This is a genomic window from Lysinibacillus fusiformis, assembly GCF_016925635.1.
Taxonomy (GTDB): Bacteria; Bacillota; Bacilli; order Bacillales_A; family Planococcaceae; genus Lysinibacillus; species Lysinibacillus fusiformis_F.
Genome location: NZ_CP070490.1, coordinates 3261012 through 3275426 on the forward strand (window position 1 = coordinate 3261012; position 14415 = coordinate 3275426).

Annotated in this window: 17 protein-coding genes; 11 read left to right on the forward strand and 6 right to left on the reverse strand. The window is 36.8% G+C overall.

Features of this window, described 5'->3' with window-relative positions:
* The first annotated feature begins 61 nt into the window (after nucleotides 1-61).
* Genes JTI58_RS15855 through JTI58_RS15870 form a run of 4 tightly spaced genes read left to right on the forward strand, consistent with a single transcriptional unit; the run spans nucleotide 62 to nucleotide 3471 of the window.
* Nucleotides 62-634, forward strand: a complete 573-nt coding sequence (locus JTI58_RS15855) for a class I SAM-dependent methyltransferase (protein WP_205442217.1) — start codon at nucleotides 62-64, stop codon at nucleotides 632-634.
* Nucleotides 634-1221 carry a DedA family protein gene (locus JTI58_RS15860; RefSeq protein ID WP_205442219.1) on the forward strand — a complete coding sequence of 196 codons (588 nt, stop codon included), beginning with the start codon at nucleotides 634-636 and terminating at the stop codon, nucleotides 1219-1221. The genes JTI58_RS15855 and JTI58_RS15860 overlap by 1 nt, the downstream gene beginning before the upstream one ends.
* A gap of 53 nt (nucleotides 1222-1274) precedes the next feature.
* Complete coding sequence (locus JTI58_RS15865; protein ID WP_205442220.1) at nucleotides 1275-1976, forward strand: response regulator transcription factor; 702 nt, start codon at nucleotides 1275-1277, stop codon at nucleotides 1974-1976.
* Complete coding sequence (locus tag JTI58_RS15870) at nucleotides 1960-3471, forward strand: sensor histidine kinase (protein WP_205442223.1); 1512 nt, start codon at nucleotides 1960-1962, stop codon at nucleotides 3469-3471. Before JTI58_RS15865 ends, JTI58_RS15870 begins: the two co-directional genes overlap by 17 nt.
* Before the next feature lie 6 nt (nucleotides 3472-3477).
* Here the strand turns inward: JTI58_RS15870 and JTI58_RS15875 are convergent, their stop codons facing one another.
* Entirely contained in the window at nucleotides 3478-3783 is a 306-nt protein-coding gene (locus tag JTI58_RS15875; protein ID WP_205442224.1) for a hypothetical protein, read from the reverse strand.
* 217 nt (nucleotides 3784-4000) lie between these two features.
* A complete protein-coding gene (locus JTI58_RS15880) occupies nucleotides 4001-4879 on the reverse strand; it encodes a LysR family transcriptional regulator (protein WP_205442225.1) in 879 nt (292 codons plus the stop codon).
* Nucleotides 4880-4979: 100 nt separating this feature from the next.
* Here JTI58_RS15880 and JTI58_RS15885 point away from each other — a divergent pair, with 100 nt between their 5' ends.
* Nucleotides 4980-6146 (forward strand): YbfB/YjiJ family MFS transporter, encoded by a 1167-nt coding sequence (locus JTI58_RS15885; RefSeq protein ID WP_205442226.1) that lies wholly within the window; start codon nucleotides 4980-4982, stop codon nucleotides 6144-6146.
* Between the two features lie 44 nt (nucleotides 6147-6190).
* Here JTI58_RS15885 and JTI58_RS15890 read toward each other — a convergent pair whose 3' ends face one another.
* Both JTI58_RS15890 and JTI58_RS15895 read right to left on the reverse strand, forming a co-directional pair.
* Complete coding sequence (locus JTI58_RS15890) at nucleotides 6191-7051, reverse strand: YitT family protein (RefSeq protein ID WP_205442227.1); 861 nt, start codon at nucleotides 7049-7051, stop codon at nucleotides 6191-6193.
* Between the two features lie 32 nt (nucleotides 7052-7083).
* Nucleotides 7084-7623, reverse strand: coding sequence for a transcriptional regulator (locus tag JTI58_RS15895; protein WP_205442229.1), 540 nt, complete (start codon nucleotides 7621-7623; stop codon nucleotides 7084-7086).
* A gap of 182 nt (nucleotides 7624-7805) precedes the next feature.
* Between JTI58_RS15895 and JTI58_RS15900 the strand changes: the two genes are divergently transcribed.
* Genes JTI58_RS15900 through JTI58_RS15915 form a run of 4 tightly spaced genes read left to right on the forward strand, consistent with a single transcriptional unit; the run spans nucleotide 7806 to nucleotide 10134 of the window.
* Nucleotides 7806-8057, forward strand: a complete 252-nt coding sequence (locus JTI58_RS15900) for a PLD nuclease N-terminal domain-containing protein (RefSeq protein WP_205442230.1) — start codon at nucleotides 7806-7808, stop codon at nucleotides 8055-8057.
* On the forward strand, nucleotides 8041-8943 hold the full coding sequence (locus tag JTI58_RS15905; RefSeq protein WP_205442231.1) for an ABC transporter ATP-binding protein: 903 nt from the start codon (nucleotides 8041-8043) through the stop codon (nucleotides 8941-8943). The genes JTI58_RS15900 and JTI58_RS15905 overlap by 17 nt, the downstream gene beginning before the upstream one ends.
* A 6-nt stretch (nucleotides 8944-8949) precedes the next feature.
* Complete coding sequence (locus tag JTI58_RS15910; protein ID WP_205442232.1) at nucleotides 8950-9729, forward strand: ABC transporter permease; 780 nt, start codon at nucleotides 8950-8952, stop codon at nucleotides 9727-9729.
* Between the two features lie 21 nt (nucleotides 9730-9750).
* Nucleotides 9751-10134 carry a GntR family transcriptional regulator gene (locus JTI58_RS15915; protein WP_205442233.1) on the forward strand — a complete coding sequence of 128 codons (384 nt, stop codon included), beginning with the start codon at nucleotides 9751-9753 and terminating at the stop codon, nucleotides 10132-10134.
* 50 nt (nucleotides 10135-10184) lie between these two features.
* Here JTI58_RS15915 and JTI58_RS15920 read toward each other — a convergent pair whose 3' ends face one another.
* Nucleotides 10185-11582, reverse strand: a complete 1398-nt coding sequence (locus tag JTI58_RS15920) for a hypothetical protein (protein ID WP_205442234.1) — start codon at nucleotides 11580-11582, stop codon at nucleotides 10185-10187.
* Between the two features lie 282 nt (nucleotides 11583-11864).
* Here JTI58_RS15920 and JTI58_RS15925 point away from each other — a divergent pair, with 282 nt between their 5' ends.
* Complete coding sequence (locus tag JTI58_RS15925) at nucleotides 11865-12503, forward strand: GntR family transcriptional regulator (protein ID WP_205442236.1); 639 nt, start codon at nucleotides 11865-11867, stop codon at nucleotides 12501-12503.
* A gap of 19 nt (nucleotides 12504-12522) precedes the next feature.
* A complete protein-coding gene (locus tag JTI58_RS15930; RefSeq protein WP_205442237.1) occupies nucleotides 12523-13572 on the forward strand; it encodes a 2,3-butanediol dehydrogenase in 1050 nt (349 codons plus the stop codon).
* Between the two features lie 126 nt (nucleotides 13573-13698).
* On the opposite strand, the gene yiaA is transcribed toward JTI58_RS15930, so the two are convergent.
* Complete coding sequence (yiaA, locus tag JTI58_RS15935) at nucleotides 13699-14169, reverse strand: inner membrane protein YiaA (RefSeq protein ID WP_205442238.1); 471 nt, start codon at nucleotides 14167-14169, stop codon at nucleotides 13699-13701.
* Nucleotides 14170-14415 lie beyond the last annotated feature (246 nt).

Here is a 14415-nt window from a genome sequence, read left to right on the forward strand (position 1 = left end):
TAAGAAATGCTCTTTATAGTTAGAACCATCAACAATGAAAGCAAAGCGAGGAGAAAACTATATGCAGCTCATCACCTTCCTTACTGAATTTATAAAACATCCGAAAACTATAGGCGCCATATCACCTAGCTCTAAAAAATTAGCGCATAAAATGGTGCAACCTATTTGCTTTGATACGGCTCGATGCATTGTTGAACTGGGTCCTGGGATGGGGTCCTTTACAACGGAGCTTGTGAAAAGAAAAAAGCCAGCTACATTGCTGGTTCTCATAGAAAATAATGCGATTTTTTGTGAAAAACTACGTCGGCAGTTTGCTCATGTAGCCAATGTTGTAGTGATTCATGGCTCAGCAGAAAATTTGAAGCAATATATGACGGAGTTGACTATCGAAAAAATAGACTATGTTATTTCTGGGCTACCATTTACATCTTTAAAGGCGGAAGTATCCTGTTGTATTTTAAGAAATGTGAAGGATTGTTTGCACAATGGAAAATTCATTACTTTCCAATATTCACTTGTGAAAAAATCATTCTTCCAAACCTATTTTCAGGATATTTCTCATGAAAAAGTATGGATCAATATGCCACCAGCCTATGTATTGAGCTGTAGGCTTGGAAATACGAGGGTCAGTTAATGGAGCTACAGGATCTGTTACTATTTATCGAACAATATGGCTATTTTGCTTTGTTTTTTAGTTTATGGCTAGGTATTATAGGCATGCCGCTACCAGATGAAATGATTGTCATGAGTGGTGGCTTTCTATCTTCGTTAGAAAAAATGGTCGTATGGAAATCTTTTTTACTCACTTATTTAGGCGTTGTTTCGGGGCTTTCTCTAGGCTTTGTTCTCGGTAAACTATTTGGTCATCGTGTACTCGATAAATTGGTGAAAAAGAAAAAGGCAAAATACTTACTCAAATCGAAAGAATTGCTAGATCAATATGGACGCTTTGCGTTAGTCCTGAGTTATTTTATTCCGATTGTTCGACATATTCTTCCTTACTTGGTGGGAATGAATAATATGTCTTTTAAAACATATGCCTTATTTTCCTACACAACGGGCTTTGTATGGACATTGATTTATTTTACACTTGGTTTATTATTCGGTAGCCAGATTGAGTATATTTCTGTGATTGCTACGAAATATGGTATTTACTTTGGGGTATTCATCTTGATTGTCAGCTGTTTTTATTATTTTTATATACGGAAAATAAAAAAATAGGTAAAATGGTGAAACGTGATTATTGGAAAATATTTGATTAATGGTGGGATTAGATGAGTAATGAAACAATTTTAATTGTAGATGATGAAAAGGAGATAAGAAATCTTATCGCCATTTATTTGAAAAATGAGGGGTTTCATGTGCTAGAGGCATGTGATGGAGAAGAGGGTTTGCAGTTAGTAAAGAAGCATAAGGTTCATTTAATTGTATTGGATTTGATGATGCCTAAAGTAGATGGCATTGAAATGTGTATGAAGGTAAGAGAAATAGCAGAAATGCCTATTATTATGCTGACTGCCAAATCTCAAGATATGGATAAAATTGTTGGTTTAACGATAGGTGCTGATGATTATGTGACAAAGCCCTTTAATCCGTTAGAACTGATTGCCCGCATTAAATCACAGCTTCGTCGCTATTTGAAAATGAGCGGTATTAATAGTAGCAATAATGAGGAGATGGAAGTTGGTGATTTACGTATCAATATAGCGACACATGAAGTTTTTGTGAACAATGAAAGAGTAAAGTTAACGCCAAGAGAGTTTGCTATTTTGGAATTGCTTGTTAGTAATCCAGGCATCGTCATGAGTGCAGAGCAAATCTATGAAAAAGTTTGGAAAGAGGAGGCATTTCAATCAGAAAATACTGTAATGGTACATATTCGAAAAATTCGAGAGCGAATTGAGACAAATCCAAGAAATCCTCAATATATTAAAACCGTATGGGGAGTAGGGTATAAAGTTGAAAAAGATCTTTAGGCTTTTAAAGTTCCCAAGGTTTCTAAAGCATATCGGTGTGAAAATAAAAAATAATATTCAACGTAGCATTCGTATTCAACTGTTTACAACGTTTTTATTATGTGCGCTTGGCAGCTTTTTAGTGGCACGTGCAGTAGTGCCATTTTTTGAGAATATCAATGAAACTGTGATCGTGGATTATAGTGGCAGTATGAAGATGATGTATTACCATGCACAGGATACAGCAGAATTGGCGACCCAAGAAAATAGTGTTGAAGCGTTAAGAGAATTGATTGATCAAGAAAACGGAAAAATAGAAAATGAAGAAAATGCTTTAAAAATAGTCGTCACAGATGATACAGGTAAGATCTTATATAAAACAAAGCAGGTAAAAGAGCAACAAATCGATTTACATGAAGAAATTAGGCATGTCATGGATTTTACAATGAATCAGCCTTTTGAAAATGCCTATCATGTGATCGAAACTTCTCGTAAGGAATTTACTACATTAGTGCCGTTGACCTTACAAGAAAAAAATTATTATTTCTTTGTTAGTGGGCTTCCACAGGGTGAAGCCATCACAAGTACGAGTGAAGGACCCATACCTTTTTTCATTGGTGTTATTTTGTTTATCGCATCGTTTTTCTATATAACAAAACGCAAAATGAATCAAATTGAGGCATTAGCGGAGGGGGTTATGGAAATCGCAAAAGGGAATTTAGCCTTTCGTATTGAGAAAAAAGGGCAGGATGAAATTGCTTTACTAACTGTTAATATTAATCAAATGGCAGAAGAAATCATGACAAGTATCGAGATGGAAAGAAAAATTGAGCAACAAAAAAATGATCTCATTACTAATGTTTCACATGACCTCAGAACGCCACTTACCTCGATTATGGGTTATTTACGTTTATTAAGAGAAGAGAAGTATGAGACGAAAGAGCAATATGACGAATATTTGAAAATAGCGTTTTCGAAATCCGAGCAATTAAAGAATTTAATAGATGATTTATTTGAGTATACCAAGCTAACGAATGATAAAAATTCTTTAGTGCGACAACAAGTTTGTGTAAATGAGCTGCTCGAACAACTAATGGAAGAATTAGTACCATTAGCAGAGGAAAAACAACGTATTTTTATAAAACATTTTCCAGAAAAACGAATTTTTGCGGCGCTGGATTCGGAAAAGATTGTGCGAGTATTTGATAATCTACTCATCAATGCGATCAATTATAGTACAGCTGAAGGAAAAATTATGGTTTCTCTTGAAGGACAAAAAAACCATGTGCGTATCTGTGTGGCGAATCAAAGTGATGCCTTTACATCAGAGGAGCTTAGTAGTTTATTTGAGAGATTTTATAAAAAGGATCAATCGAGATCAAATGTTACTGAGGGCTCAGGGCTTGGACTAGCGATTGCCAAGAGCATTGTGGAGCTTCACGGAGGAACGATTCACGCTAAATATAAAAACGAGACACTGTACTTTATTATCACATTGCCATTAACAGCCCAATAGCCTTGACTATAATGGAAGAATGGTAATGGCATGTTGTGTCTGTACATGTTGTGAAAGCATATCTTGCAGGGTAGCTAGGGTAGCTGTGTTTCTAATTAATAATTGGATTTCTGTCTGCTTGTATTGTCGTTGAAAGTCCATAATATAATCTGCGATGATATGTAAATTATATTGATTTTTAATCTCTACCTCGACGAAAAACGGCAGTGTTAAATCTGGCAGCTTAATACTGCCACCACGTCGAATCCAAATCGCTTCCTGCACATAGTAGCGGATAGGTAATTGGCGGTTACTAGCGATAAAAATATCCATAGAAAACTCCCTTCAGTGTCTAATTACAGCCTAAAGGAAATGCATTCAGTCGTCAAAAGAAAACATGTGAAGAGCTGTTCAGCAGAGAATGATGGGCTGAACAGCTTTTTCAATAGGGAGACGGATAGATTCGAAAAATTGTAGGATAGAATCCCAAAACTGACGGATAGAACTCTAAAACCGGTGGATAGAACCCTAAAACAGACGGATAAAACCGTCAAACCGTTGGATAGTCATAAGCTTCGATAGATTCTAAAAAATACTTTAGTATGGGGGATTGCACTTCATCCTTACGATAAATAAACCATGTAGGAATATGTGCTTGCTTGTTCTTTATCTCGTGCAATGTCAATGTTTGTGTTGCCATATATTTTTCCGCAATGGCACGAGGGAGCAAGGTAATACCTAACCCAGCAGCAACACAGCCAATAATACCGTCAAGCGTACCAAACTCCATTCGATTCTGCGGTTGAACACCGTCTTCATGTAACCAATGTTCCAAGATGGCTCGATAGGAACAGCCATGGCGGAATGTAATTACGGTGCTCCCCTCTAAATCTTGTAGATGCTTGATGGGTTTTTGCTTGCTAGATGTGAGAATAACAAGCTCTTCACAGACAAACTCTTTCATCCATATATTTTCTTTATAAACAGGTCCCGTAACAAATGCACCATCTAGTTCATAGTTTTCTACCCGTTCAATATTGTGCTGAGAGGGGCCTGTTAATATGGTGATATCCACCTGTTCATGTGCTTGATGGAATGTTGTTAACAGCGCTGGTAAATGCAGTGCAGCAGTTGTTTCCATCGAACCAATTCGTAAAACGCCTCGTTGTTCCTCTGTATCCTGTATGATTTCAAAAGATTTTTCATAGAGATGAAGCATTTTTAAGACTAACTCGTAAAATTGTTCCCCTTTTGGTGTTAGCCGTATGCCTCGATGCCCACGATAAAAAAAGGTTGTTTCGTACAGTGCCTCAAGACTTTGGATTTTCATAGAGATGTTGGATTGAGTGTAATTAAGAGCTGTGGCAGCTTTTGAAAAGCTACCAGTTTGGACGACTGTTCGAAAGATCGTTAAATCATTAATATTCATAGAGTCACCAACTATCAATTTTTTTGATACTTATTATAACGAATTGGGTCTATTTGCGATACCTAGATATTCGATATAGTGAAATAGAAGGAGTGATGTTATGCACAAGCAAACCGTTCGATATTTAATCGGTGGCGTTTTTGCTTTAGTAATTGCTATGGGCATCGGTCGTTTTTCGTATACGGTTATTTTACCGTATATGCAAGAAGCATTTGAATTTAGCCGTGCAACAGCAGGTTATTTAGCAACTAGTAATTACTTAGGCTATCTGGTTGGAGCCTGGGTGGCAGGCCGTTTACCAATAGGGAATAAACGTATTCCCTTTTTGCGAGTTGCACTTGTTATCAGCATTTTAACAACGGCGTTCATGGGTTTTACAAATGCCATCATAATATGGTACATATTACGGTTTATCTCAGGTGTTATGAGTGCTTTTATTTTTGTTGTTATGACAAGCCTTGTATTAGACCAGTTATCTAGCAGTAGGAATATGCAACTATCAGGGCTGTTTTATAGTGGGGTTGGCATGGGTATTGCATTAAGTGCCGTGATCGTTTCTCCAATACATGCCATGTTCAATTGGAATGGCACTTGGATCGCACTAGCCCTGTTTTGTTTTGTATTGTTTGTCTGGATTGTGCTATTCATCAAACCCATTCCACCAAGTAAACAACTAGCGGAAAGCCAGATAATTATTTCACAGAAAACGCCTCCTCCGTCTTGGATGAAGTGGTTAATCATCGCTTATAGCTTAGAGGGACTTGGCTATATTGTCACGGGCACATTTATTGTATCGATTGCACAGGAGTCGACAAGCTTTCATGGGGATGCAGCCTTTGTATGGTTTGCTGTGGGCGTGGCAGCAATTCCCTCATGTATCGTGTGGTCTAAGCTAGCACAGCGTTATGGTTATGTGAAAATTTTACTCATCTCTATGTTCTTGCAAGCGATAGGCATTGTTTTACCTGCATTAGCTACAAATTCGATGATCCTTTATGCTAGTGCCTTTATTTTTGGGGCAACCTTTATGGGTATTACAACGGTTGGGACAACATTAGCAAGACAAATTGTACCAGTTAATAGTCATCAAATAATAGGTTATTTAACGGCAGGCTATGCACTTGGACAAATGATTGGACCATCCATTGCAGGAACACTTGCGAATTTTACAAATAGCTATCAGTATGCATTAATCGGGGCTTCCTTAGTAGTAATGCTGGGGGCATTATGTTTAATAGGGGGCGTAAAATATGATAGTAGTAACTAAATAAAAAAGTAAGTAAGGCGCATCATGCCTTACTTACTTTTACATTAATGGATATCTCGCTTCTTAAAGTTACCACCGCGAACTTCGGATACATCAGAAATGACAACAAAAGCGCCTTCGTCAATGTCCTTAATAATCGAAACTAATTTATTTTCTTCCATACGGTTAATGACACAGTTTAAGATTTCAGTTGGTTCATTGGAGAAGCCACCACGACCATGTGTATAGGTAACACCACGTCCTAAGCGAGCTTGGATGGCATCGCCAATCTCCTCTGATTTTGCACTAACCACACGAACTTCTTTTGATTTCTCTAAACCAACTTGGATAATATCAATAACGTTTTTGGCAATATAGTAAGTTAACGCTGAGTAAAGAGCACTCTCTAAGCCAAAGATAAAGCTTGCCCCTAAGAAAATAAAGGCATTGATAAATAATATAATATCGCCGACTGAAAATGGAATCTTACGTGATAATAATACAGCTAAAACCTCTGAGCCATCTAAAGCGCCACCATTTCGTAAGACAATCCCGATACCCACACCAAGCAGCATACCACCAGATAAGACAATTAGGAGAGGATCATTTGGGCCTAAAATGGTTTTGACATCATGTAATAAAACCGTCGAAATCGATAAAGCAGCAATGCCGGCACTACTCATTAAGGCAAAGGTTTTTCCAACTTGCTTATAGCCGATATAAATGAACGGAATATTTAATACAAAGAGCAGTACGCCTAACGGGATACCAAAGAGGTGAGCACCCATAATACTAATACCTGTTACACCGCCATCAATAACCGCATTTGGAATTAATACGGCCTCTAGTCCGTAAGCGGCAATAACTGCACCAATAATTATCATAATGAATTTTCGTATATTTTCTAGTGACTTTCCTTTTTTCATAAATCTTCTCCATTTCTTTACGTCAATAGTACCTAAGGTTTTGGAATAATATTTAGAGCAATTGTTTTAGTCTCAGAACCTTTATTTGAGTCGGTCATATTATAGTATTTAGTTAATAAATCGTTTAATTCATTTTCAAAGTTTTTGAATTGATCGTTCGTTAACGTTAGGTCGATTAAAGAAAATGTTGCTAAATCTGTCGTGCTTTCTTTTTCATCAAGGGAATGCAAATAATTTTGATATTGAGATAGTAAAGCCAGTTGATAGTAGGAAATATAATTTAATTTTTGCTTGGTTGTGAGTTGGGTCCAATCCTCCTTGCTAAGTTTTGCTGCTCCTTCATTTAATGCATAAAACTTCTCTGTAACAGAACGAACTTTTCGCTCTTTCACAATTTTTATGATGTTTTCATCGACTAAAATTTGGATATGACGATATAGAGTAGCTTGTGGTACATCCTTAATGACAGAAATCATCTCCAATGTGCTTAAACCCTCTTCTTTATTGTGCATCAGAGCTTGTAAAATTTTCATTCTCACAGGGTGCATTAATACCTCTGCTTTATTGCGCATAAACCGATCCTCCTACAAGAAAATGAGATAATATCAAGGGAAGCATTCAAATGTTATCAATATGAGAACATTATCAAAAAATATACTATAGAATTTTTTTTCAGATGTACAGTAAAAAGGTAATGAAATTTATTCATCCATTTGTTATCATTATTGATAATGATAATGAAGGGGCTATAAAAATGAAATTACACTATGGTTTTGAAGACTTAAATCAAATTGATTGGGCAAGCATACTACCAATCCTTTTACCATTTGTACTCGTAGGTTTTTTACTTATCACTGTTGCACTAATTGATTTATATAATCACCGAGATACAAGAGAAAACATACTGATGTGGGCAATGATTATTTTGTTCTTTAATACAATTGGTTCTGTTCTATATTTCGTGATTGGTAGAAAGGATGTCAATAAACATGCGCTTAGAAATTAACAATATTACGAAAAAATTTAAACAGAAAGCGGCCGTGAGCGGTTTTTCAATGGTTATAGATTCGAATGAATGTGTAGGGCTTATTGGACCAAACGGGGCAGGGAAATCCACATTAATTCAGATCATTGCTGACATTCTTTATGCAGATGAAGGGGACATTGTACTTGATGGACAAAAAATTTCAAAGATGAAAAATCATATTGGATATTTACCACAGTATCCTAATTTCTTCTCGTGGATGACAGCATCTGAAACCTTATCCTTTATGGGGACACTTTCTGGTATTTCAAAAAATCAATTACAAAAAGACATTCCAATTCTTTTAGAAAAGGTTGGCTTAGGGAAAGAAGCAGATGCTCATGTTGGAACATTCTCAGGGGGTATGAAGCAGCGTCTTGGCATCGCACAAGCTTTATTACACAAGCCAGCTTTCATCATTATGGATGAACCAGTATCAGCACTAGATCCAATTGGTAGACGTGAAGTGCTGAATCTATTAAAAGCCATAAAAAAAGAAACGACCATTTTACTTTCTACGCATATATTAGGCGATGCAGAGGAAGTTTGTGAGCGCTTTGTGGTCATTAAAAATGGTTATAAAATAGAAGATGCAACAAAATTAGAGTTACTTAATCGCTATCAAGATCCAGCTATCTTTTTAATGATTCAGAAGAAAGATGTTAAGTGGCTCACAGCGATTGAACAGTTACCATATGTAAAGAAAATCGAAAGTTGCGGTGATGGTTTTAAAGTATATGTCAATCAATTGGAAGCAGATGCCCATCGATTGCTACAGTACGGATTGAATTCAAACGTGGTATTTACAAAGTTTGATCTTGGCATTCAAGAAAGCTTAGAAGAAATATTTTTAGAATTGGTGGTGTAACGTGAAGTGAATACGTTTCTAGCATTAAGTAGAAAAGAAATGAATCAAATGACAAAGGAATATAAAGTCGTTTGGCTACCAATTGTCTATATCCTCCTAGGCTTAACTCAGCCGATCATGATGTATTTTTTACCTGCCATTTTACAATCTATGGGTGGTGTTGAAGGGATTATAATTGATCCTACAATGGCAAAGCCAGGGGGAGAAGAAGTGCTTGCCTCAACCCTTAATTCGCAATTTGATCAATTAGGTATAATCATCCTTGCCATTGCAACGATGGGGATTATTCAAGGAGAAAAGGCCAATGGGATGATGGCATTTATTCTAACAAGGCCAGTATCTATCTCATCCTACTTAAATAGTAAACTCCTTACTCATTATGTTTTAGCTGTACTATGTATTACACTTGGCTATGCAATATCCTTTGGCTATACAACTTATTTATTTACCTCTGTACCGATCACTCGTGCATTGATCGCTTTAGCATTTTATTGTATTTGGCTATTGTTTGTCATTACATTTGTTGCCATGATCAGTACCTTTTTTAATAGTTCACCATTTATTGCTTTAATCAGTATTGGTGTCTTATTTATTTGTCGTTTTTGTGCTGGCTTACATCCATTCTTAGATGTAATGAATCCTGCTAGTAATAGTTTGTATGCTACCACGATATTAATGACAGGTGACGTAGAAACATGGTATGGCTTTAATATTGTTGTCACACTGTTACTTGTACTATTCATGATGGCTATCATGCATCATTTTATTGCCAAAAAGAAATTTTAATATGGAGGAAATTCTCGACAAATGAATGTAAAAATAAATCGAAGAAGTAAAATTCCGTATTATCAGCAGTTAACACAGCAGGTCCTTTTAGCAATAGTGACTGGAAATTTAACACAGGGGGACCATTTGCCTTCTATTCGTAATTTAGCAGCACAAACAGACCTCAATTTGCATACGGTTCATAAAAGCTACAAAGAGCTTCAAAGGAAAGGCATCATCACCATTAAACCGCATTCTGCAGCATTGATAATAGTAGATTCTAGTAAAGCCATGCATTTTTCCATTCAACAAGTAGCGAAGGGTGTCGAGCAAATCATGGTAGAAGCTAATAATTTGGGGATTAATGGATTTCAATTAAAGCAGATATTTCATGAATCTTTTCGAAAATATTATGCGGATAGTTAAAACAGCGTGAAAGAGATGGCTTCCAAAAATAGGCCATCTCTTTGCTGTCTTTATATCAAAAATACCGCTACAATCGTTGTCACAACCAGTCCAATGACTACTGGAATTAAGTTACGCCTTGCCAGCTCAAATGGGCTGACATTACAAATAGCAGCGGCTGGGATTAATGCCCATGGAATTAGTGTACCGCCACCAACCCAAATAGCTGTGATTTGCCCTAAAGCTGTTAAAGTTGCCGTTCCTTCACCAATGGCATTGCCGAACAAACTGCCAACAGAGCCAGCCAGAGAAATTCCTGAGAAGCCAGAACCATCTAATCCTGTAATAGCGCCAACAACTGCTAGCGTGACAACGGCAATTTCCTTTGTTAACGGAACGATTGCTGCAAGACCTACACCAAGATCATTGACAATACCGTGTGAGGTAGCGGGAAGGTGATCACCAAGAATTTGTGTAAAGCCAGCATCTCCAAGATAAAAGAAAGCAGCAATTGGAATTACAGGTCCGAAGACTTTAAAGCCGAATTGAAATCCTTGAATCAAATAACTTGTTGTTTTTTCTAGTCCCTCTGATTTATGAGCAACAACACTAAGCAACAATAGAATAAAAACAGAGGTTCCCCCAATTAAAGCCGTAGCATCGCCACCTTGCAATTTAAAAACAGACATTGCAACAACATCCAAGATGAAAGCTATAGGAATAAGTACAGCAAAGAATCGTTTTTGCCCGATCGATAGTAAATTTTCCTCCATTGCTTGTGTACTATCTTCGTCTTCCTTGCTGGCAGTGTTTAAAAGTAAAGTGCCTCGTTTCATATCACGTCGTAAGAAAATATAAGCAACAATTGTCGTCACAACGCCCATTGTGATAACAAGTGGAATACTGGCTGAAACAACATCGCCAACAGGGATACCAGCAGCATCAGCCGTTAATTTTGGAGCCCCTTGAATGACAAAATCACTCGATAACGCAATACCATGCCCAAATAAGTTCATCGCCATGGCAACACCTAGTGCTGGGAGACCAGCCCGAATCGCAACAGGTAAGAGCACCGCCCCTAACAGAGCCACTGCAGGTGATGGCCAGAAAAACCAAGAAATAAACATCATTAATAGTCCAATCGTCCAATAAGCTAGTGCTGGTGTTTTAATGATCTTTGTGAAAGGTGCAACCATAACCTCATTAATACCTGAAGACATCATGACTCGACTCATCGCCACGATAATCGAAATAATAAGAATCGTTGATAACAGCTCTGTTATGGCATAAATAAAGCTGTTAAACACACCACTTATGGACGAAGTAAAATCGCCAGTCGCAACAATCGCTAGCAAAAAGATGCCTACTACACAAATGAGGGTGGTATCGCGACGTTTAACCATAAAACCGATGATGAGCACAATAAAAACAACGTAAATCCAATGGAGAGCTGTGAATTCAATCCCCATATGTTTCCCCCTCAATAATCTGATTCTATAGAATATGAAGAGAAAAAAAGATGGTGATGATTTTGAAAAATTTCACCTAAGGGGTTGAAGAAGCTAGTGTTTTTAAATCCAATTTTCTAGGAATAGTTATGCTCGAAACAAGATAATTGAAAGAAATGAATTTATAGATTAAAATACTTTTATAGATTATCGATAATCTATAATATATAACGCTTTTAGCTAATCACCCTATACACTGAACTATGTTAAAATAAAAAGATATAAATTTATTGGAGTGGTTTAATGGGGTTTGATGAAAATTCAATTTCAAAAAAAACAATTTCTGAGCAGATAGCGGAACGATTATTATTTCGCATATTTTCTGGTTATTATGAACAAGGTCAGCGCTTAATCGAAGCGGAAATTGCAAAGGAGTTACAAGTAAGTCATGCACCTGTCCGTGAAGCCCTTTATCTTTTACAAAAAGATGGTGTAGTTGAAAAAGTACAACATAAAGGTGTAAGAGTAAAGATTATAACGGATCAGGAATTAAAGGATTATTTGGAAGCGCTTTATCATCTATTGGATATTGCACTTACCGAGTGTGAATCTAAATGGACTGCCGATTTGCAAAATGAACTATTACTTCGTTTTGAAGCGATGAAACAAAGAAAGTCTGCTGAAAATATTTATGAATATGTTGTTTCGTTTGCTCACTTGCTACAATTGTTTTTTGATGTTACAGGAAATATTGCCATGCTACGATTCTTTAAAGAAACAATATTTGTTACAAATGTAGCTGCACAAACAAAATGGAAAATGAATCTAGTTGAATCCTACCATATGTCCATCAATACATTTATCAAGTGTATAGAAGTGTCGGATTTTGAAAATGCACGAATGGCTATTAAGGATGTTATTTTATGGTACCAATTTAAATAATTTTTTGGGGGTAACATAAATGAAAGCTGCAGTTTGGCATGGTGTGAAAGATATTAGAGTCGAAGAGGTTGAATTACGAGCTTTAAGAGAAGAAGAAGTGAAAGTAAAAGTAGCATGGGCTGGTATTTGTGGAAGTGACTTACATGAATACGAAGAGGGTCCGGTTTTCGTACCAGTTGATGTAAAAGCTGAATTAACAGGTGAAGTTGCCCCACTTACAATGGGACATGAATTTGCTGGTATCATCGAAGAAGTTGGCTCTAAGGTTACTGACTTTAAGGCAGGGGACCGAGTTGTCATCAATCCTACACTAACGTATAGAAATAAACATGAAGATGTCGATCGTTATGATGGATTTAACTTCATTGGCTTACATGGAAACGGTGGATTTGCGGATTATGTTAATGTCCCTGTAACAAATGTACACCGTTTAGCAGATAACTTAACATTACAAGATGGTGCACTGGTAGAACCAATGGCTGTTGCTGTACAAGCTGTCAAAGATGCTGGGGTTACATTAGGGGATTCTGTTGCTGTATTTGGGGCTGGACCAATTGGATTATTAACAGTAATCGCTGCAAAAGCATCTGGTGCTAGTAAAGTTATCGTATTAGATTTATCGGATGAACGATTAGAAAAGGCAAAAGAATTAGGTGCAACCCATGCTATTAACTCAGGTAAAGAAAATCCTGTACAAGCTGTTCGCGCGATTGTTGCAGATGGGGTTGATGTATCCTTTGAAGTGGCGGGAGTTGCTCCTACATTTAAACAAGCAATTGATGTAACAAAACCTCGTGGAAACATGATGATTGTTTCGATTTTTGCAAGACCAATCGAATGGAATCCAATGCAACTTACAAACACGGGTGTTAATGTATTATCTTCCATTGTTTATACACCGTCCATTTTCCAAAGAACAATTGATGCAATGAGCGCTGGTCAACTAAATCCACAAGGGATCATCACAAGCCAAATTGAACTAGATGAGATTGTTGAAAAAGGATTCAAAACGTTAACAAATGACAAAACACAATCTAAAATTTTAGTCGAGATAAGTGGAGAAAATTAATAAAATTGATAGGAGTATGGTTTATGACAGCCATGCTCTTTTTTTATAGTCTGGAGGAGCATGGAGCTTAAGAAAAAATGACAAAAGGAATCGAGAATGAACTTCTCGACTCTTCAGTAATATAACCTACTCTCTTTCTCTTGCTCTCTGTGTGTCTCTAATATTCTTTTGAACCGTGATGGATGCAAATAAACTAAGAACAAATGACATACCATAAAACCCTTTTTCGCTTAAAACAATACTGCCAGCATTATATAACCCAATGCCCATTAATGAAATAGATACAATAAGTGCAACCCAACTAATACCATAGTAAATATTAGTGACAGGTATTCCCTCTTCTTTATCTCTTACTGCTTTTTGTAAAGATATTGCTGAATAGAGTCCAAATACTAAAACAGCTAAGTAATATCCTTTCTCGTTTAGTTGCATCGTTGCATTAAACAAGCCTATAAAATAAGCAGTAACACCTACTAACAATGCAGCCCAGGAAGCCCCTTTGAAAGCAGCAGTAGGTTCTCCCTCTTTTCTTTCTACTTTGATTTTCGGATCAGGCTGTTTTCCCTTATCTAATGAGTTCTCATTTTGATCAGACAATGAATCGTTCTCCTCCTTCTATCACTGTATAAAAACATTCTATCATTCTACAGGGATGTTATGAGAATAGAAATTTCTCTAAATCTCGCTTTTTAATAATAAAATAACTTTTCTTAAAGGAGGCAGCTTTAAATTGGACCACTATTTCGCGGGAATATGAGAGTCAATGTGGCTTCATCAAATCTGAAGGCACTCTTATCATTCCTTGGTACATTTGTGCTCTTCACCTAGAACAATCTTTTGCTG